This is a genomic window from Gordonibacter pamelaeae (assembly GCF_003340385.1).
GTDB lineage: Bacteria > Actinomycetota > Coriobacteriia > Coriobacteriales > Eggerthellaceae > Gordonibacter > Gordonibacter pamelaeae.
Window position 1 is genome coordinate 1 of the sequence record NZ_PPTS01000002.1, and the last position, 18,602, is coordinate 18,602.

Consider the following 18,602-nt stretch of genomic DNA (forward strand, 5'->3'; position numbering starts at 1 on the left):
TGGTACAGGGACGGCAGGCTCAAGGGCTTCCGCGAGGAGGGCCGGATGGTGTACGATACGATCACGGGCCGCAGGAGGCGGCTCGGCTACGCCGTCTAGGCGGTCCAAGCGGGCTGCCGCACTCCCACCGGCCGTTTTTTGGCAAAGAAGGGCCTTTTCTGCGTCAGCAGGCAGGGGAACCCGCCGCCGCGGGCGGACGCCTCATGCGCCGGCGCTATCCCCGAGGCCGCAGTAACCCTGCTGGCGTAGGGCCTCGTAGGTAGCCACGGCCACGGCGTTGGAGAGGTTGAGGCTGCGCAGGCCCTCTCGCATGGGGATGCGCACGCAGCGGCCCGCATACGCCTCGATGATCCCCAAGCCCAGGCCACGGCTCTCGCGGCCGAACACGAGGAAGGCACCCGGCCCGTAGGAGACCTCGGCGAAGGAGCGGTGCGCCTGACCGGTGAACAGGTGCAGCTCGGAGCCGCCGTGCGCCTCGAAAAACGCCTCGGCGCACGGCCAGCGGACAAGGTCGACCTCGTCCCAGTAGTCGCAGCCGGCACGGGCGAGCTGCTTGGCCGTGAGCCGGAACCCCATCGGCTCTACGAGATGCAGCCGCGCGCCCGTGCACGCGCACGTCCGCGCGATGTTGCCCGTGTTCTGCGGAATCTCGGGCTCCACGAGGACGATGTTCAACGGCTCGCTCACAGCCCCTCCGCCTGCCTGGCCATCTCTTCCTCCAGCTCCTCGGTGAGCGCGAACCACTCCTCCTCGGCGGCGGCCAAGCGCTGCTTGATCTTGGCGTGCTCGGCCACGGCGTCGGAGGAGGCGTCCTCGTTGATGTAGAAGTCCGGGTCGGCCATGAGCTCCAAGAGCTCCGCCATGCGCGCGTTGTCGCGCTCCATCTGGCGGTCCAGCTCGGCGATGCGCTTGCGGTGGTTCTTGAGCGCGGCGTAGGCGCGGTTGCGCGCCTCGGCCTCGCGGCGTTTCTGCTCCTTGGTCTTGGGCGCGCTCTCGCGCGGGGCCGTGAGCTCGGCGGGCTGGCCGGCCGGCTTCGCGGCGGCACCCCCCGAGGAGGCCGTCAGCTCGCGGCGGCTCGCGCTCGCCGCCGTCTTGGAGCCTGCGCCCGGCCCCTTCGCGCCCTTGCCGGGGGCGCCCTCCCCCATGACCTCGTCCACGAGCGAGCGCTCCTCGGGCGCGGGGCCGTCCAGCTGGCCGCTCTTGAACAGGTAGTAGTCGTAGTCGCCGTCGTAGTTGGTCACGCGGCCGGGCTCCACCTCCACGATGCGGTTCGCCACGCCCTTGATGAGATGGCGGTCGTGCGTGATGAAGAGGATGGTGCCCTCGAACGCCTTGAGCGCCTGCTCGAGGATGTCGGCGCTCGCGATGTCCAGGTGGTTCGTGGGCTCGTCCAGGCACAGGAGCGGGCGCGGCGCCACGAGCATCTTCGCCAGCGCCAGGCGGCTCTTCTCGCCGCCGGAGAGCACGCTCACGCGCTTGTCCACCGCGTCGCCCGTGAACAGGAACGCGCCCAGGAGCGTGCGCACCTGCGAGATGGTCCAGCCCGGCGCCACGCGGTCCAGCTCCTCGAACACGGTGTTGCCGGGGTGCAGCTCCTCCAGCTGGTGCTGGGCGTAGTACGTCTTCGTCACGTGCACGCCGTAGTCGATGGAGCCCGCATCGGGCGCGAGCGCCCCGGCCACCATCTTCAGCAGCGTGGACTTGCCCGCGCCGTTGGGGCCCACGAGCGCTATCTTGTCGCCGCGGTACATGGTGAAGTCGAAGCCGTCGTACACCGTCTTGTCGCCGAAGCGCTTCACCAGGCCGCGGGCGCGCACCACCTCGTCGCCGGTGCGCGGCGGCTGCTTGAAGTTGAAGTGCACGGTCTTCTTCTCCTCGGGAAGCTCGATGCGCTTGATCTTCTCGAGCTTCTTCACGCGGTCCTGCACCTGCTTGGCCTTCGTGGGCTTGTAGCGGAACTTCTCGACGAACGCCTCCATGTGGGCGATCTCCTCGGCCTGCTTCGCCGCCTCGGCGCGCAGGCGCTCGAGGCGCTCCTCGCGGATGCGCAGGTAGTCCGAGTAGTTGCCCTTGTACAGGTTCACCTGGCCGTTGTCCACCTCGGCCACGCGGTCCACCATGTTGTCCATGAACGCGCGGTCGTGGCTCACCACCACCACGGTGCCCGCGTAGCCGCGGAGGAACCCTTCCAGCCATTTCACGCTCTCCAGGTCCAGGTGGTTCGTGGGTTCGTCGAGCAGCAGCACCTCGGGGTTGCGGATGAGGAGCTTCGCCAGCGCGATGCGCATCTGCCAGCCGCCGGAGAACTCCGTGGTCAGGCGGCGCAGGTCGCCCTCCGCAAATCCGAGGCCGAACATGACGCTGCGCACCTTGGCCTCGATGGTGTAGCCGCCCAGCACCTCGTAGGCGTCGCGCGCGCGGCCGGCCGCCGCAAGCTGCTGCTCGGTGGGATCCTCGCCCAGCTCCTGCTCCAGCTTGTACAGGCGGCGCTCGGCTTCCAGAACCTCCACCTGCGAGGACATGACCTCCTCGAAGATGGGCTGGTCGGCCATCTCGATGGCCTCCTGCTCCAGGTAGCCCACGCGCGCGCCCTTGGCGAACAGCACGCGGCCCTCGTCGGCGTCCTCGGCCCCCGAGATGATGTTGAGCATGGTGGTCTTGCCCGCGCCGTTGGGGCCCACGAGCGCCAGGCGCTCGTACTCCTCGAGGCGGAACGTCACGTCATGGAAGAGCTGGCGCCCTCCGAACGACTTCGAGATATGTTCGAGCTGCATGATCATGGTGCGTGCGTGCTTTCTGTCGCAGGTTTCGTCGCGCCGGCAGAGCCGGCAGCGCCTTTGCCCGCCCGCCTGGCGATGCGCGGCAGGCCAGGAGGCGCAACTTGTCTATGATAGCGGAAGAGGCCGCGCACGGCTAACGGCTTCGCCGATCCCAGAAAGCAACCACGAACGAGCACGATGGGAGGCACTCCCGCATGACCAGGAACCCGAACACCGACATCGCCGACCTCCAACCCGCAAGCACGGCCCGCAGCACCGCGAAGGCCGACCCCCGCACGCTCGGCTCGCTTCTGGCCGCGGGGTTCATCCTCGTGGTGTCGTTCATCGTCCGGCATTTCTACCAGTAGCCGCCGCAGCCCCGGAGGCGCTTTCGCGAAACCCCCTTGACTTGGAGTGCGCTCCATGTGCTTCAATGCAGGGCATGGCGGAAAGGAGCCCGAAGATGAAGATCGCGGAAGTGAGCAAGCGGTACGGGTTGAGCGCCGACACCCTTCGCTATTACGAGCGCATCGGCCTGTTGCCAGGCGTCACGCGCAATGCAAGCGGCATACGCGACTACAGCGAGCAGGACTGCGCGCGCGTGGAGTTCGTGAAGTGCATGCGCGCAGCGAGCGTTTCCATCGAAGCGCTCATCGAGTACATGGACCTGTTCGAGCAGGGCGAGCAGACGGCGGCGGCCCGCAAGGCGATTCTCGAGGAGCAGCGCGGCCTCGTCGAGAAACGCATCGCCGACATGCAGGCGGGTCTCGACCGCTTGAACGCCAAGATAGAGAACTACGAGGGAATTCTGGCCGCCGAGCGCGCGATCCGCGGCGATGCGCGAGCACCTTCGCCCGCAACGGGGCACCCGGTTGTCGGCAAGTTTTGAAGATTCCTCGCACAACCTCGAAATCAGCCCTTGCGCGACGGCTTAACTACCGCTAGAATATCCAAGCACGTTGCGACGACGCAGCGGAAAACGGTCGCTTGGCTCAGCGGGAGAGCATCGCCTTCACACGGCGGGGGTCACAGGTTCAAATCCTGTAGCGACCACCATGAAATAGCAGGCCGGAAGCATATTTTGCTTCCGGCCTTTTCATTATCCAGGATTGCCGCCCCCCATCCGCGCACCCTCCTCGGGCGCATGGGGCATTCATGAACCCTGCCCGGGCCTCATGAGCCGCTTATGCGGCAGAACACCCAGAGAGCGATGCCGAAGAGGAGCGCCACCGTGACGGCTGCGAGGATGTAGCCCGACCAGCCCTCCCGCGGGCCCTTCTCTATCGCGCTGTCCAAGAGGCGCCCCAGCCGCTCGCTCCTTCTCGCCAAACGCTCAAGCGGGCCGACGAGCCCCGAAACCAGGAAGGCCGCGAAGATCATGAGGGGGAACGAGAACGCGGTGAAGAAGCCTATCGGGTTTGCAAGAATCGCCAACCCGCTCGGGTCCAGCTCTATTCCCAGCCATTCGAACATCTCCGCTCCTCTCCAAGGCGCCCACAGGGTACAACGCCAAGCACAGCTGCAGGCATCACCGGCTGCTTCGGGACGGCAGCTCGGACAGGTGCAGGCCAGGCGCCCGTGCCAGGCCCTCCATCGCCTCGCCCATGGGAAACCCTCTCGTTCCCCCCATTATACGCAAGACGCGCCGAGCATGCCGGATGCGCGACGAGCATATTCGCCCCGGCGGGCAATCCCAGCCGTTAACTTATCGGCAGGTTCACGCCTTTCTTTTGAGCTGATAATCAGGAAAAACAAATTCCTGCTTCTACCGTTAGTTGGTCTATTCGCCCGTCGCGCGCGCCGAAAACTTGCTACACTACATTCTTAAACCTCGAAGCGAAAGGAGGTGGGCATGGCCGACGCGAACCCTGTCGAGGTGCAACCGGGCACCACGCTCCTGCTCGCCTGCCTCGAAGATACCGACCGCGCAGCCCTCGAGGAAGCGCTTGGCAGGGAGTTCCGCCTCCTCTTCGCAAAGTCCGCCTGCGAAGCGCTCGGCACCATGCGGGCGCAAGCCCCCGCGGCCGTTCTCTTCAACGCCCTCTCGCCCGATGCCGACGCCCTTCTCGGCCAGCAGCACCGCGACGAGGGGCGGCAAAACCCCCTCGTGTTCGCCCTTGCACCAAGAAACGACGAGGATATCCAGGTGACCGCGTTGGAGCAGGGCGCCGACGGCGTGATCTTGCTTCCCGCAAGCCCGCGTCTCGTCCGCGCGCACCTCGAGAACGCCCTGCGCAGCCGGGACGCCGCGGCAGCGCGCTCCCAGGAGACGAGCGATCAGCTGCGGTTCCTGAACGACGCCTCCCGCTACCTCCTGGCAGGCGCCGACCCCGACGACTCCATCGGCCTTGCGCTCGACAAGACGCGGGAGTACTTCGAGGGCGACCGCGCCTACGTGTTCGAGATCGACGACGAGAGGGAGCTGGCCAGCAACACCTACGAATGCTGCGCCCCCGGCGTGGCGGCCGAACAGCAGAACCTGCAGGACCTTCCCTGCTCGACCTACCGGCGCATGCTGGATATCCTGAAGGCCGGCGAGAGCATCTGCCTCGACGGCGTGGAAGCCATCCTCGAAAGCGGCCTGGACGAGAACCGGATATTCACGAGCCAGGGCATCGAGAGCCTCATCCTCGTGCCCCTGCGCTCCGGTGGCCACCTGGTGGGATTCATGGGCGTGGACAACCCTGCGCGCAACGCGTCGCACGCAAGCCACCTCGCGGCGCTGGGCGACTACATGACGGCGATCCTCCAGCGACGCGACAACGAGGAGCAGATCCTCCGCGACAACCGCATCCTGCGCGACCTCATGAACGACATGCCCGGCGGTTTCGTCCAGCAGCTGGTAACCCCGGAGGGCAGGACCGTGCCCCACTTCATCAACGAGGAGTTCTGCCGCATGAGCGGCATGAGCCATCGCGAATGCACCGATTTCTACAGCGCGGACGGGTTCACGGGCGTTCATCCCGATGACGAGGAGATGGCTCGGCAAGCGCTGGAGAAGCTCATCACCACCCGCGAGACCATCACGGTTCGCCTGCGCCTTATCCGCGGGGACGGCAGCTACGTGCCCATGCAGGTGTTCTACCGCGTAACCGACGACCGGGACGGAAACCTGCTGCTAAGCGGCTACTACACCGACCTGACCGAAGAGCTGGCCGCCAAGGAGCGCGCCATAGCCGAGCGAGACGAGCTCACAGGGCTGCCCAACCGCACGAGGCTCGCGCGCATGCGAACAAGCGTCTACCAAGGCCTGTCGTCATGCGGCGTGCTGTTCTTCGACGTCAACCACCTGAAGGCCGTGAACGACACGCAGGGCCACGGCCGAGGAGACGCCCTGCTGAAACTGGTGTCCGACAGCATCCGGTCCATCACCGACGAGCGCGTCCACGGCTACCGCTACGGCGGCGACGAGTTCCTCGTCGTGGCGTGCGACAGCGACGAGGCGGAGCTGGCAAAGCTCGTCGAGCGCTGGGAGGAGCACCTGGGCAAGCTGGCCGAAACCCACGACGTCGTGGCCACCGCCGCCGTCGGGAGCCGCTGGAGCAAGGCGCCGTTTACGTTGAACAACCTGATCAAGCGAGCCGACGAGGCCATGTACGCCGAAAAGCGCCGCGTGCGGGAACACGTGGACGGGCAGGGCGGCCTCACGGCTGGGAAAGGTACTTCTTCCTGAAGGCATCCAGATCGAGGGGGCGGGAGTAGTAGAAGCCCTGCGCCGTGTCGCAGCCTATCTCGCGCAGCAGGGCCACGTGCTCGGGCGTTTCCACGCCCTCGCATACGGTGCGGATGCCCAGATGCTGCGCCATGACCACGATGTCGCTCAAGATGGACTGCGTACGGTCGGTCTCGTAGCCCTCGCACAGGAACTCCTTGTCCAGCTTGAGCACGTGGATGGGAAGCCGGCGCAGCAGGTTAAGCGACGAGAAGCCTGATCCGAAGTCGTCCATGGCAATGCGGAAGCCCTCCGCGCTCAGCGTCTCCAGCGTGCGCACGACCACGGCCTCGTCCACCATGAACGCGCCCTCGGTGACCTCCACCTCGATGGCCTCGGGAGGCAGGTCGTAGCGGCTCACGATCTCGAGGAACCGCTCGACGAAACCGTCTTGCAGCACCGTGGGCCGCGAGAAGTTCACGGAGATGGGCAACGGCGCGCCCTCCCCTCCCGGCAAAGGCAGCGGATAGGCCCGGCACACGCGCTCCAGCATATGGAAATCGAGGTCGGATATCAGCCCGGAGCGCTCCAGGGCGGGGATGAAGGCGGTCGGCTGCAGGAGCCCAAGCTTGTCCGACTTCCAGCGGCACAGGCACTCGGCCCCCGTCAGCCGCCCCGTGCGCACGTCGACCTGCGGCTGCAGGTACATCAGGAACTCGTCGCGCGCGAGGGCGTCGCCCATGCCCTGCACGATCTCCATCTCGCCGCTGAGCTTGGCCCTGAACGCCTCGGTGTAATAGGCCACCCCGCGCTCCTTGACGCCCGCCTTGAGCACGAGCGCGGCATCGCTCACCATGGACGCGACGCCCACGTTCGGGTCATCGGCGACGTATGCGCCGTAGTTGCACGAAAGCGTTCCTGTGAAGTGAAGGTCCTCGGCCTCGCGCAGATCGGCGTCCACCTTCTCGCAAAGACGCTCCAAGGCCGCGGGGTCGTTCTTCACGAGCAGCGCGAAGTGGTCGGAGTCGGCCCGGGCGCACAGGCCGTCGCACGAGGAGCGGTATATGCCGTACAGGCGCACGATGAGCTCGTCGCCCGCCGCGCGGCCGAACGAGTCGTTGATGAACCGAAAGTGAACGACGTTGGTGTAGACCACCAGGTACGTGGACGGCGGGGCCCCGGCGATGGCCTTCGACGCCTCCCGGTAGAAACCCTCCAGGTTGCTGCCCCCGGTCAGGGGGTCGATCAGGAACGTCTTGCGGAGCCTTCGCATGCTGTCGCGCTCGCGCAGCACGAGGAGCGCCGTGGTGAATAGGACGAGGAGGGCGCTGACGAGCAGCATGAGCCGCGATTCCCCGTTCGCACGCGCCTCCGCGGCCCTCACGGCCCGGTCGGCGAGGTCCCAGTGCTCCTGGCTCGCGCGCATGAGCGCATCACCCGGGGCCCCGGCGCGCACCTCGGCGATGCCCCGCTCGACCTCGCGCCACTTCGCCTGCACGGCATGAAGGCCCTCGACGACCTCGCGGGTGGCGGACGACTTGAGCGGGCGCGCCTCCTCGTCGGCTATCAGCTGGGAGAGCAGCCCATCGACGTGCGCCTCGAGGTTGTCAGCCTGCGTGCCGGCAAGCTCGAGCTTCACTGCCATCTGCGTGCCGCCTCGCACGGTTCCGGCGTTGTTGATGATGGCCGCGTAGCCCTGCATCTGCAGGAGGCTCGAGAACAGAAGCGCCGCGCCGACAATCCAGACGGCGACGCAGGCGAACGTCACCCGCGATCGCGAGAGGACCAGGGGCCCTTCTTCAGAGAAGCCACCCCCCCCCCATCGTGCAACGTCATGCATCCTCCCTCGGCCGCGCCCCGAACACTACCGGACATTGTACCCCGAACGAACGCTCACCCGATAGATGGGATTTAGGAAGCCTGCGGAAGGGCCGGGGCCCTCTACTTAATGTAGAAGCTGGAGAGCCTCATATCGCTCTCGAAGACGATGTCGTACGTGACCGTGATGTTCTTGTAGATGGCCACCATCTCGACGACCTCCTGCGTGACCCACAGTTGGCGGGCCTCGAAGGCATACGCGTTGCCGAACGCCTCGAACGCCCCCCAGTCATCGCTGAAGCTTGCGCGGGCGGCCTCGAGCGAGGTCGCGTCAAGGGCGTTCTGCATGGGTTCGGTGGACATCGACCGAAGCGCATCGAAGTCTTCGGCATCGACCAGCGCCACCACCTCTTGCGCGCGCCCGAGGATCTCCTGCTCGGTGAGCCCGATGCCCTGCCCGGCCGGCGCGGTCTTGGGCAGGGCCCACCAGGATCCCGCCGCGAGCACCGCCACCACCACGACCGCGGCGGCGGCCGCGATGCCGGCTGCCCTCAGCCGCCGGCGCTTCCTGCCGGCGGCGAGCTCGCGCTCGGAGAGGGCCTCGTTGAACTCGCGGGCGACGTCACGGGGGTCGCCCAGGCGGCGCTCCACCTGCTCCCAGGTCTCGCCGTCGGCAAGCGACGAGGCGATGTCCGACTCCAGGTCGCGCACGAACTCGTCACGGCGCGCCTTCGAGCACGCCAGGCGCCTCGCCACCGCCTTCGCATAGGCCTTCTCGTTCATCGCTCCTCCTCCATGATCGACCGCACGCACCTGTCGAACTCGTTCCACACCGCGTACATCTCGGCCAGGGCCGTGCGGCCCCGCTCCGTCACGGCGTAGTACTTGCGCGCGGGCTCCTTCGCCGTCTTGGCCGCCAGGCGGCTCGCCACCAGGCCGTTGTCCTCCATCCGATACAGGATGGGGTACAGCGTGCCCTCCTTCAGCGACACGGTGCCACCCGAACGCTCGCACAGCTCGCCGATAAGCTGGTAGCCGTACTTCTCCTCGTGCTCCAGCAGCTTCAGCACGAGCATGTCCAGCGCGCCCTTCTTCATCTGCTGGGCGAACCTCTGCCGCATCGACGCTCCTCGTTTCTGTTACTTAGTATTGCTAAATATAGACGATCCCGCCGATGCGCGCAACGGGCGAAACCGCGAGCGGCAGGAGGAACCGCGAGCGGCCGTGCCGAAGAAACGCTATACTGGACGACAACGTTGTGCCCGCATGATATATGAAAGAGACTTGAACCCATGAGCATCGACAGCTACGAAGCCAGCCGCAAGCGCTCCGACGAGATCCGCGCGGACCTGCCCGAGCACCCCGAGAAGTACACCATGCTGACCGGCGACCGCCCCACCGGGCGGCTGCACCTGGGCCACTACTTCGGCACCATCCGCGAGCGCGTGGCGCTGCAGGACCTGGGGATAACCACCCGCATCATCATCGCCGACTACCAGGTGATCACCGACCGCGACACCACGGCGAACATCGCCGACAACGTGCGCAACATGGTGGTGGACTACCTAGCCTGCGGCATCGACCCCGCCAAGACCATCATCTTCACGCACTCGGCCGTGCCGGCCTTGAACCAGCTCATGCTGCCGTTCCTCTCGCTCGTCACGGAGTCCGAGCTTTTGCGCAACCCCACGGTGAAGGCCGAGCAGGACGCGTCCGGCCACGCGCTCACGGGCCTTTTGCTCACCTACCCCGTGCACCAGGCGTGCGACATCCTGTTCTGCAAGGGCAACATCGTGCCCGTGGGCAAGGACCAGATGCCCCACATCGAGCAGACGCGCCAGATAGCCCGCCGCTTCAACGAGCGCTACGGCCACGTGTTCCCCGAGCCCGACGGACTGCTGAACGATGCGCCGGCCATCCCCGGCCTCGACGGCCGCAAGATGTCGAAGAGCTATGGCAACGCCATCAGCCTGTCGGCCACCGACGCCGAGACGGCGAAGCTCATCAAGAAGTCGCAGACCGACGCCGACCGCAACATCACCTACGACCCCGAAGGCCGCCCCGGCGTGTCGGCGCTGCTCACCACGGCGGCGCTCTGCACGGGCCGCGCCGAGGCCGACATCGCCGCCGAGATAGGCGACGGCGGCTCGGGCACCCTCAAGAAGTACGTCACCGAGAGCGTGAACGCCTACCTGGCCCCCATCCGCGAACGCCGCGAAGAGCTGCTGGGCGACATGGGCTACATCGAGGACGTGCTGCACGAGGGCAACCGCCGCGCCAACGAGATAGCCAACGCCACGCTCGACGAGGTGCGCGAGACCATGGGCATGGTGTACTAGGCGCCACCCCGCCTGCTCTGGCGGCCGTCCCGCAGGTTTTTCGCGGAGCCTGCGCGTTCTCTTGGCAACGGGGCCGGTTTTGATATAGAATGGCGAAACGCTGTTCGAGGGCCTATAGCTCAATGGCGGAGCAGGGGACTCATAATCCCTTGGTTGCAGGTTCGAGTCCTGCTGGGCCCACCAAAAATGACAAAGCCGGATGCTTCCCGCATCCGGCTTTTTTCATGCCGCCCGCACTAGGCGAGGGAGCTTAGGCGCCCGGGGCCGAGGGGCGCCCTCCCATGAGGCGCAGCAACAGCAAGGACAGCGCCGCGCCGGCCAGGCTCGCCGCCGCGAGCGCGGCCGAGAGGACCGCGGGGGCGCTCTCCATCAGGGCGCCCACGAGCGGCGTGCCGAAGCCGGCCAAATTTCCCATGAGCATGAACAGCCCGATGGCCGTGCCGGCGAAGGCGGGCGACGCGGGCGTCTCGGGCACGATGGTGAACCCCACCGCCGGCATGATGGAGAGGGCCAGCCCGCCCAGCAGCATGAAGGGGATTATCTGGTCGGCCGTGTACACGTAGGCCCAGCCGAGCACCGCGGCGGCCAGCACCATGCTCGCCGCCAGCAGCATGATGCGCCCGCGCAGCGTGCGCACCCGCACGAGCACGAGCCCCGTGGCGAGCGCTCCCGAGATCATGCCGACGGTGAGCAGGCTCGTGCACGAGTTGGCCTCGGCCGCGCCCAGGCCGAGCTGCACCTGGCAGTAGAGCGGCGCCAGCGTCAAAAGCGACAGCACGCCGACGTTGTACAGGAAGAACACGAGCGACACCACCCAGGTGGCGGGCGACTTCAGCGCACCGGCGAGCAAGGGCCGCGGGCCGCCCGCCTCCCCGCTCGCGCCCGGATCGAGACGTGGCCCCTCCCGCACCGCGAGCGCGTAGACCGCCGCCATCGCCGCGGTCAGGACCGCGCACAGCCACCAGAGGCCCTTCCAGCTGGACGCCACGGCCGGGTCGATGACGAGGTTCGCCACCGTGAGCACGGCCAGCATCCCCAAATCCATCCAGCACGACCAGACGGCCATGGGAACGCCGCGCCTCTCGGGCGGGAAGGCCTCCGCGATGATGGCCGGCGAGACGACGCCAGTGACCCCGTAGCCCACGCCCTCGAGCGCGCGCGACGCCAGGAGGGGGCCGATGTCGGTGCAGAGGGCGCCCGCCACGCTGCCGAGCGCCGCGCACGCCAGGCCGACGAGCCCCACCCGCTTCGGCCCGAACCGGTCGGCCAGGCCGCCTGCCGGCAGCACGAGCACCACGGCCACCACGGTGCACACCGTGACGAGCCAGCTCCCCGTGCTTGCGCCGATACCCAGGTCGGCCGTGATCTGGCCGAGCGATGCCGACACCTTGAAGAGGTTCATGACGATGACGATGCCCGCCGCGATGGCCAGCACGCCCATCAACGCCGAGCCGCCGCGCGCGCCCCTGCGCGCCGCTCCCCTGTCCGAAACGCCCACGAGTCCCCCGACCCTCCTGCTTCGTCCCGCCTGTCGGCCCCTGCCGGCTCCTGGCCCTTGCGCTGCACGCCCACCGGACCGGTTCGGGCCGTATCCGCCCGCGCGCCCCGAAAACAAAAAGGCCAGAAGCGCGATGCTTCTGGCCTGTGCGTATCTTGGCTCCCCGGGTAGGATTCGAACCTACAACCCTCCGGTTAACAGCCGGATGCTCTGCCGTTGAGCTACCGAGGAATGAGCCTTGGCGCTTCCTGTCTCGGTCGCGCGCAAGTGAAGATTATACCGGAACGCAGCCTTTGCGCAAGACCGAATTTTCGCAAATTCGCTTGCCCTCGAAATCAGCGGCAGATTCGGTGCCTGCAAGGCTCGACGCAACGGGGCTGCTTTGCAGACGCAGCATGCAGATCCGGCGCCGCACCTGCACCGCCCCCTGCTGGGCTCGTTTCTTCATCCACGACGTCTTCCCAGTTGGGAGCCTCATACCAACGGGATTACCGCCGAAAACGCTCGGGTTGGAATAATGAAAACGTCCCCCTCATCATCTGTGGGGGACGCCGCTACGCGAATCCTCCTTATTCTGGCCTCGTTCGGAATCGGCCCGCCCGCCGCACGCGCAAGCCGCAGCAGGCGGGCCGGAGACGACCCTGATGCGAGACGAGAACCGACGAGGGAAGCAACGAGAAGGAGGAACGTATGGCCGATTCAGCCCAGGCACCCGTGCAGGAGCACTGGAGCGAGACCAACGGGAAGAAGTACCGCCGCGGCTCGCGCCTGCCGAAGAAGACCGACACGCGCCCGCCCGTGCCCGCCGCCGAGACGCCGAAGGTGCCTTGGACGTGGGAGGAGGACGGCATGACCGTGATCCGCGGCACCGCGCGCAGCGCGCCGGGATGCCACAACGTGTGCGGCATCCTGTCCTACGTGAAGGACGGCAAGCTGGTGAAGGTGGAGGGCGACCCGGAGGACCCCTACAACCAGGGGCGCCTGTGCAGCCGCTGCCTCTGCATCCCGGACTACGTGTACCATGAGGACCGCCTGGTCAAGCCCATGAAGCGCGACCGCGCCGACCGCGGCAAGGACAAGTTCGTGGAATGCTCGTGGGACGAGGCCTACGACATCATCGTGCGCGAGTTCAAGCGCGTCGTGGACACTTACGGCGCCGACAAGATAGCCATGTGCCAGGGCACGGGCCGCGACATCCATCAGGTGACACGCCTGAACGCCTGCGTGGGCAGCCCGAACGAGGGCGTGCCCTACTTCGCCGGCAACTCGTGCTACCTGCCCCGCATCGCGTCGATGGCCTGCATGCTGGGCGGCGCCTGCGTCATGGACTGCTCGCAGTTCCTCCCCCAGCGCTACGACGACCCGCGCTACACGGTGCCCAAGTACTGCATCGTGTGGGGCCACCAGCCCTTCTACAGCAACGCCGACGGCTTCTACGGCCACTGGATCACCGACCTCATGAAGCGCGGCATGAAGGTGGCCGTGATTGACCCGCAGCTCACGTGGCTCGCGGCCCGCGCCGGCGAGGACTGGCTACGCGTGCGCCCCGGCGGCGACGGCGCGCTGGCCATGGCCATGCTGAAGGTCGTCTGCGACGAGAAGCTCTACGACCAGGAGTTCTGCGACAAGTGGGTCTACGGCCTGGAAGCCGTGTGCGAGCGCGTGGCCGAGATGGACCTGGACGATCTGTGCGAGAAGTCATGGGTTGCCAAGGAGGACGTGCAGCGCGTCGCCCGCACCTACGCCGCGTCGAAGCCCGCCGCCATCCAGTGGGGCGTGGCGCTGGACCAGCAGACGGGCGGCCAGCAGGCCGCGCACGCCATCACGGCCCTGTGGTGCATCACCGGCAACCTCGACGTGCCCGGCGGCAACGTCATGGGCGACGCGTGCTGGGGCATCGAGCAGCCGAACTGGACCGGCACCTGGGGCTGGAACGAGCTCATGACCGAGGAGGAGCAGTCCAAGCGCATCGGCGTGGAGCGCTACCCCATGTTCGCCGTGGGCTTCAAGAACCTGTCCTCCAACGCCACCATCGAGGCGTGGCAGCGCGGCGAGGTGCCCATCCGCGCGGCCTACATCGTGACGAACAACTTCCTGGCCACCATGGGCGCGCAGGCGGAGCAGCAGCTGGAATGGTACAAGCAGATCGACTTCATCGTGGTGTCCGACCTGTTCATGACCCCCACCATGATGGCGCTAGCCGACGTGGTGCTGCCGGCGGCCACCTACGAGGAGCGCGACGGCTTCGGCGGGCTGAACGCCTACCGCATCAGCTGCATAAACAAGGCCATCGAGCCCGTGGGCGACTCCAAGCCCGACAACACCATCTTCCTGGAGCTGGGCAAGCGCCTGACGGCGGCCATCAAGCCCGAGAACCAGGACATCGCCTGGCCCTGGGACGACGTGCAGGAGATGTGGGACTACGCGCTGGAGGACGGCGGCTTCACGTGGGACGAGCTGCGCGAGTCCACGTGGAAGTACCCCGAGTTCAAGTACCGCAAGTACGAGACGGGCGACCTGCGCCCCGACGGCCAGCCGGGCTTCCGCACCGAGACGGGCCGCGCGGAGATCTACTCCATGGTGTTCCACCACACCTCGTGGTCGGGCCTCGACCCGCTGCCGAGCTACGTGGAGCCGGTGGAGAGCCCCTACAGCGCGCCCGAGGATGTGGAGGAGTACCCCTACATCGTCACGTCCGGCGCCCGCGTGCCGCACTTCTTCCACTCCGAGCAGCGCCAAATCGCGAAGCTGCGCGCCCTGCACCCCGACCCGCTCGTGTACCTGCATCCCGACACCGCGGCCGCCAACGGCATCGAGGAGGGCGACTGGGTGTGGCTGGAGAACAAGCACGGCAAGTGCAAGTACAAGGCCGCCTTCAACGACACCTACGACCCGCGCGTTTTGCAGGCCGAGCACGGCTGGTGGTTCCCCGAGCGCAAAGACGCGGCCGAGGAGAACGTGGAGAACGAGCAGGAGGGCCTGTTCGGCGTGTTGGAGTCCAACATCAACAACCTCGTGCCCTTCGACGCCGGCGTGTCGGGCTTCGGCTCGAACTACAAGGCCATGATGTGCAAGATCCGCAAGGCCGACTAGCAGCCGCGCGACGGAAAGGAAGATAGACATGGGATACCTTGGAATTTTGGTCGACGTGGACTACTGCACCGGCTGCGAGGCGTGCGTGCTGGCCTGCCAGCAGGAGCACGGCTACACCGAGCGCGAGTTCGGCCTGAAGATCACGAAGCTGGGCCCGCTGCACATCGACGAAGCCAAGAAGGACTACCAGTACGACTTCATCCCCCAGTTCACCAAGTGGTGCGATTTGTGCGAAGAGCGCGTGGGCAAGGGCAAGCAGCCCACCTGCGTGCAGCACTGCCAGGCCCAGTGCCTGGACTGGGGCCGTGTGGAGGACCTCGCGAAGAAGGTCGACCGCGAGAAGCAGATGATCGTCGCCGTCAAGCAGGCGTAGATCAGCCGGGCCGCGGGCGCCGCGCCGACGCGGGGCGCCCGCGGGAAAGGGAAACCAGGAAGGAGGACGGACATGGCCCAGAGATTCGAGGACGACTTCGGCGGGAGGATCGCCGAGAAGCTGATGAACGTCGACGTTCACCTGACGCGCGACTTCAGCCGCTCGGTCACCGAGCTCGAGCGCGAGCAGGGCCGCATCGACTGGAAAGACCGCTGCGGCGCCAACATGAAGAAGATCGCGGAGCGCGAAGTCACGCCGATCTACCGGTAAACCCAGGCGGGCTGCCCGTCCCGCGTCCCGCGGCCCGGCCGGGCGACGCGGGACGGGCGCCCGTCGACCAGAAGGAGAGAACATGGCTGACAACAAGGTCATCGACATCAACATGCACTTCCTGCCCACCGACCTGTTCACGAACGAGGAGGTGCTCAACGGCTTTCTGTACTCCGCGCCCATCACCATGGGGCTCAAGGCCTACCGCGGCAAGACGCCCGACGGCGCCAAGGACCAGATCGTGCTGGCCACCGAGGACGGCAAGGACATCCTGAACTACGTGGAGGGCGACTACACGCTGGAGACGAAGCTGCGCGCCATGGACGAGGTGGGCGTTGACATCGCGCTTCTGCGCATGCCGGTGTGGCAGGAATGGCTGCCGCTCGACATGTGCAGGATCGTGAACGACCAGGCCGCCGAGATGTGCCGCCAGTCGGAGGGGCGTCTGTACGCCAATGCCGTGCTGCCGCCGTGGGGCCGCAAGGAGGACATCTACGAGCTGGAGCGCTGCCTGGGCGAGCTGGGCATGGTGGGTGTGCAGTTCGCCTGCTGCTACGGCGACAAGTTCCTCGACGACGAGCTGTTCAAGCCCTACCTCAAAGTGCTCAACGACAAGAAGGTGCCCTGCGCCATCCACCACACGCCCGGCCAGAACGCGTTCGGCAACTTCGCCGACTACACGCCGCTGCGCCGCGAGCTCGGCCGCATCCACGTGCAGGCCACCGCGGTGGGCCGCGAGGTGTACTCCGGCATGTTCGACGAGTTCCCCGACCTCAAGTTCATCCACACGATGTTCGGCGGCAACTGGTTCGCGCTCAAGGACATTTTGGCACCGCACGTTTCGAAGCAGAAGAAGGAGGCCATGAACCGCCTGGCCACCAACGTCGACCGCGAGGCGTACGACCGCTATCTCGCCAACAACATCTACTTCGACATGACGCACCCCATGAGCTGGAGCAAGGACCAGCTGGAGCTCGCCGTGAAGACGTGCGGCGCCGACCACCTGCTGCTGGGCTCGTCGTTCCCGGTGTTCTACGAGTGGATGGCCCGCTCGGTGGGATCGGTGAAGGCGCTCGACGTTTCGCAGGAGGAGAAGGACCTCATGCTGGGCGGCAACGCGGCGAAGCTGTTCAACCTGTAGGGAACCGCGGCGTCGCCGGAGTTTCCGACGACGCCGACTAAGCGGGAAGGGCGTGCGCCCTTCCCGGCACAATCCGTCGACGCCTTGCAAGGAGGCGTCCGATGAAAGAGGGGAAACTATGAGCAATCCTGCTGTTGCCACAGCCAACGGCGCACCCGCGGCCAAGCCCGTGGAGAAGACGCCATCCTACGCGTGGCCGTGCCTCATCGTGTCGCTCTTGGCGGCCGTGGGCATCGTGTTCGCGTGGATGTGGCTTCCGGGCATCACGTTCCCGGTGTTCAAGAACTGGCTGGCCGAGAACAACGCGTTCTTCGCAAATCCAGCCAACTTCGGCCTGCTGTCCAACGTCATGGGTCTCGTGCCCATCGGCGCGCTGATCATGGCGCTGCCCACCACCATTCTCGTGCGCAAGTTCGGCGCGAAGGCCACCACGATCATCGGCGTGGGCTGCGCGGTCGTCGGCAGCGCCATCAGCGCGGCGTTCGTGGGCAGCAACTTCTACGTGTTCCTGGCCGGCCGCTTCATTCTGGGCCTGGGTCTGTCCACCACCGTCGTGTCCGGTCCCACCTGCGTTTCCATGTGGTTCCCGGACGCTACGCGCGGACGCGCCATGGCCATTTGGTCGTGCTGGGCGCCCGTGGGAATCTTCCTGTCGAACTTCGTGAACGACGGCGTGTACCATCTGGTGGGCTCCAATATGGCGAACCTCCAGTGGGTATGGGTCGCCGTGGCCGCCGTGTTCGGCATCCTGTTCGCCGTCGTGTTCCGCGACCCGCGCGAGAACGAGCGCTCCCAGGTGTCGCCCGAGCGCAAGCCGCTCAAGGCCGTGCTCAAGTTCTTCAAGAGCCGCCAACTGTGGTGCCTCATTATCATGTTCGCCATCTTCAACTACATGAACTACGCGTTCAGCCAGTACCTCAAGACGTGGCTGCAGACGCCCGAAGCGCTCGGCGGCTTCGGCTGGGATGCCACGACCGCCGGCCTTTGGGGCGGCCTGATCGTCGCCTGCGGAGCGCTGGCCCCGCTTGGCGGCCTCATCCTCGACAAAACGCCGAAATCCAAGAAGTACCTGTGCGTCGTCGTGGGCATCCTGGGACTCACCATCTGCTCTGCGTTGGCCTTCCACGCCGAGTTCTTCATCCCGTACGTCATCTTCTTCTGCATCGGCAACATGATGCTCAATGCCTGCTGCCGCCCGCTCGTGCCCACGTTCGTGTTCAAGGGCGGCGCTACCGCCGTCGCGTTCGGCCTGTCGTTCCTGACGCTCGGCCAGTACGCCGGCCAGATCGTAACGAGCTACGCGCTCGCGCCCTTCAACGAGGGCCTCACCGCGGCCTCCAACGTGGCCATCAACGCCAAGCAGGCCGTGCTCGCCTCCGGCGGCACCCCGGCCGACTTCGGCCCGGCCATTGGCCAGGCCGTGCAGGAGGCCATGGCGCAGGGCATCCATGTGGATCCGATGCTCGCCTTCTGGGCACTCGTCCCCGTCGGCGTCGTGGGCTGCCTGCTCGCGTTCGGCGTGAAACCGTCCAAGAAGCAGGCCGCCGGCGCCCCCGCCGCCAAGCCTGCCGAAGGCGAGGCGGCTGCGCAACACTAAGGCTGCCCGCATCCCTCGTCGACGCGCTCCGGTCGAAGCCGGGGCGCGTCCGGGCCGCCTTG

Annotated in this window: 17 protein-coding genes and 3 tRNA genes; 11 read left to right on the top strand and 9 right to left on the bottom strand. The window is 66.7% G+C overall.

Going from position 1 to position 18,602, the window contains the following annotated elements; all coding sequences use genetic code 11:
- Nucleotides 1-201: 201 nt before the first annotated feature.
- On the bottom strand, nt 202-687 hold the full coding sequence (locus C1877_RS02580) for a tRNA (cytidine(34)-2'-O)-methyltransferase (RefSeq protein ID WP_114568296.1): 486 nt from the start codon (nt 685-687) through the stop codon (nt 202-204).
- The gene (locus C1877_RS02585) at nt 684-2,780 is read right to left on the bottom strand and encodes an ABC-F family ATP-binding cassette domain-containing protein (protein WP_114568297.1); all 2,097 of its coding nucleotides are present in this window, start codon (nt 2,778-2,780) and stop codon (nt 684-686) included. The genes C1877_RS02580 and C1877_RS02585 overlap by 4 nt, the downstream gene beginning before the upstream one ends.
- Nucleotides 2,781-2,974: 194 nt before the next feature.
- Here C1877_RS02585 and C1877_RS15255 point away from each other — a divergent pair, with 194 nt between their 5' ends.
- The 3 genes from C1877_RS15255 (at nt 2,975) to C1877_RS02595 (ending at nt 3,815) form a co-directional block, all read left to right on the top strand.
- Complete coding sequence (locus tag C1877_RS15255) at nt 2,975-3,127, top strand: hypothetical protein (RefSeq protein WP_015539940.1); 153 nt, start codon at nt 2,975-2,977, stop codon at nt 3,125-3,127.
- A gap of 95 nt (nt 3,128-3,222) precedes the next feature.
- The gene (locus tag C1877_RS02590; protein WP_049784127.1) at nt 3,223-3,648 is read left to right on the top strand and encodes a MerR family transcriptional regulator; all 426 of its coding nucleotides are present in this window, start codon (nt 3,223-3,225) and stop codon (nt 3,646-3,648) included.
- A gap of 92 nt (nt 3,649-3,740) precedes the next feature.
- Nucleotides 3,741-3,815: transfer RNA gene (locus tag C1877_RS02595), tRNA-Val, on the top strand.
- 117 nt (nt 3,816-3,932) lie between these two features.
- Here the strand turns inward: C1877_RS02595 and C1877_RS02600 are convergent.
- Nucleotides 3,933-4,232 carry a hypothetical protein gene (locus C1877_RS02600; protein ID WP_114568298.1) on the bottom strand — a complete coding sequence of 100 codons (300 nt, stop codon included), beginning with the start codon at nt 4,230-4,232 and terminating at the stop codon, nt 3,933-3,935.
- 379 nt (nt 4,233-4,611) lie between these two features.
- Here C1877_RS02600 and C1877_RS02605 point away from each other — a divergent pair, with 379 nt between their 5' ends.
- On the top strand, nt 4,612-6,432 hold the full coding sequence (locus tag C1877_RS02605; RefSeq protein WP_220149886.1) for a diguanylate cyclase domain-containing protein: 1,821 nt from the start codon (nt 4,612-4,614) through the stop codon (nt 6,430-6,432).
- Here the strand turns inward: C1877_RS02605 and C1877_RS02610 are convergent.
- The 3 genes from C1877_RS02610 to C1877_RS02620 form a co-directional block, all read right to left on the bottom strand.
- Nucleotides 6,404-8,179 (bottom strand): putative bifunctional diguanylate cyclase/phosphodiesterase, encoded by a 1,776-nt coding sequence (locus tag C1877_RS02610; RefSeq protein WP_041239534.1) that lies wholly within the window; start codon nt 8,177-8,179, stop codon nt 6,404-6,406. The genes C1877_RS02605 and C1877_RS02610 overlap by 29 nt on opposite strands.
- Before the next feature lie 173 nt (nt 8,180-8,352).
- On the bottom strand, nt 8,353-9,012 hold the full coding sequence (locus C1877_RS02615) for a DUF3887 domain-containing protein (protein ID WP_114568300.1): 660 nt from the start codon (nt 9,010-9,012) through the stop codon (nt 8,353-8,355).
- On the bottom strand, nt 9,009-9,350 hold the full coding sequence (locus tag C1877_RS02620) for a PadR family transcriptional regulator (RefSeq protein ID WP_015539936.1): 342 nt from the start codon (nt 9,348-9,350) through the stop codon (nt 9,009-9,011). Before C1877_RS02620 ends, C1877_RS02615 begins: the two co-directional genes overlap by 4 nt.
- A gap of 171 nt (nt 9,351-9,521) precedes the next feature.
- Between C1877_RS02620 and trpS the strand changes: the two genes are divergently transcribed.
- Together trpS and C1877_RS02630 are read left to right on the top strand one after the other, a co-directional pair.
- The gene (trpS, locus tag C1877_RS02625; RefSeq protein ID WP_015539935.1) at nt 9,522-10,568 is read left to right on the top strand and encodes a tryptophan--tRNA ligase; all 1,047 of its coding nucleotides are present in this window, start codon (nt 9,522-9,524) and stop codon (nt 10,566-10,568) included.
- A 108-nt stretch (nt 10,569-10,676) separates the two neighbouring features.
- Nucleotides 10,677-10,751 (top strand) — tRNA-Ile (locus C1877_RS02630).
- 67 nt (nt 10,752-10,818) lie between these two features.
- On the opposite strand, the gene C1877_RS02635 is transcribed toward C1877_RS02630, so the two are convergent.
- The 3 genes from C1877_RS02635 to C1877_RS15260 all read right to left on the bottom strand — a co-directional run bounded on the left by C1877_RS02635 (nt 10,819) and on the right by C1877_RS15260 (nt 12,514).
- Nucleotides 10,819-12,066: an MFS transporter gene (locus C1877_RS02635; RefSeq protein WP_114568301.1), complete on the bottom strand. Its 1,248-nt coding sequence runs from the start codon at nt 12,064-12,066 to the stop codon at nt 10,819-10,821.
- A 156-nt stretch (nt 12,067-12,222) separates the two neighbouring features.
- Nucleotides 12,223-12,297: transfer RNA gene (locus C1877_RS02640), tRNA-Asn, on the bottom strand.
- 43 nt (nt 12,298-12,340) lie between these two features.
- Entirely contained in the window at nt 12,341-12,514 is a 174-nt protein-coding gene (locus C1877_RS15260; RefSeq protein ID WP_156791014.1) for a hypothetical protein, read from the bottom strand.
- A 242-nt stretch (nt 12,515-12,756) separates the two neighbouring features.
- Here C1877_RS15260 and C1877_RS02645 point away from each other — a divergent pair, with 242 nt between their 5' ends.
- The 5 genes from C1877_RS02645 (at nt 12,757) to C1877_RS02665 (ending at nt 18,540) form a co-directional block, all read left to right on the top strand.
- Nucleotides 12,757-15,159: a molybdopterin-containing oxidoreductase family protein gene (locus tag C1877_RS02645; protein ID WP_114568302.1), complete on the top strand. Its 2,403-nt coding sequence runs from the start codon at nt 12,757-12,759 to the stop codon at nt 15,157-15,159.
- Nucleotides 15,160-15,187: 28 nt separating this feature from the next.
- A complete protein-coding gene (locus tag C1877_RS02650) occupies nt 15,188-15,532 on the top strand; it encodes a hypothetical protein (protein WP_041239530.1) in 345 nt (114 codons plus the stop codon).
- 72 nt (nt 15,533-15,604) lie between these two features.
- The gene (locus tag C1877_RS02655) at nt 15,605-15,802 is read left to right on the top strand and encodes a hypothetical protein (protein ID WP_015539933.1); all 198 of its coding nucleotides are present in this window, start codon (nt 15,605-15,607) and stop codon (nt 15,800-15,802) included.
- An 82-nt stretch (nt 15,803-15,884) separates the two neighbouring features.
- On the top strand, nt 15,885-16,943 hold the full coding sequence (locus tag C1877_RS02660) for an amidohydrolase family protein (RefSeq protein ID WP_015539932.1): 1,059 nt from the start codon (nt 15,885-15,887) through the stop codon (nt 16,941-16,943).
- Nucleotides 16,944-17,061: 118 nt separating this feature from the next.
- Nucleotides 17,062-18,540, top strand: coding sequence for an MFS transporter (locus C1877_RS02665; protein WP_114568303.1), 1,479 nt, complete (start codon nt 17,062-17,064; stop codon nt 18,538-18,540).
- Nucleotides 18,541-18,602: the final 62 nt, after the last annotated feature.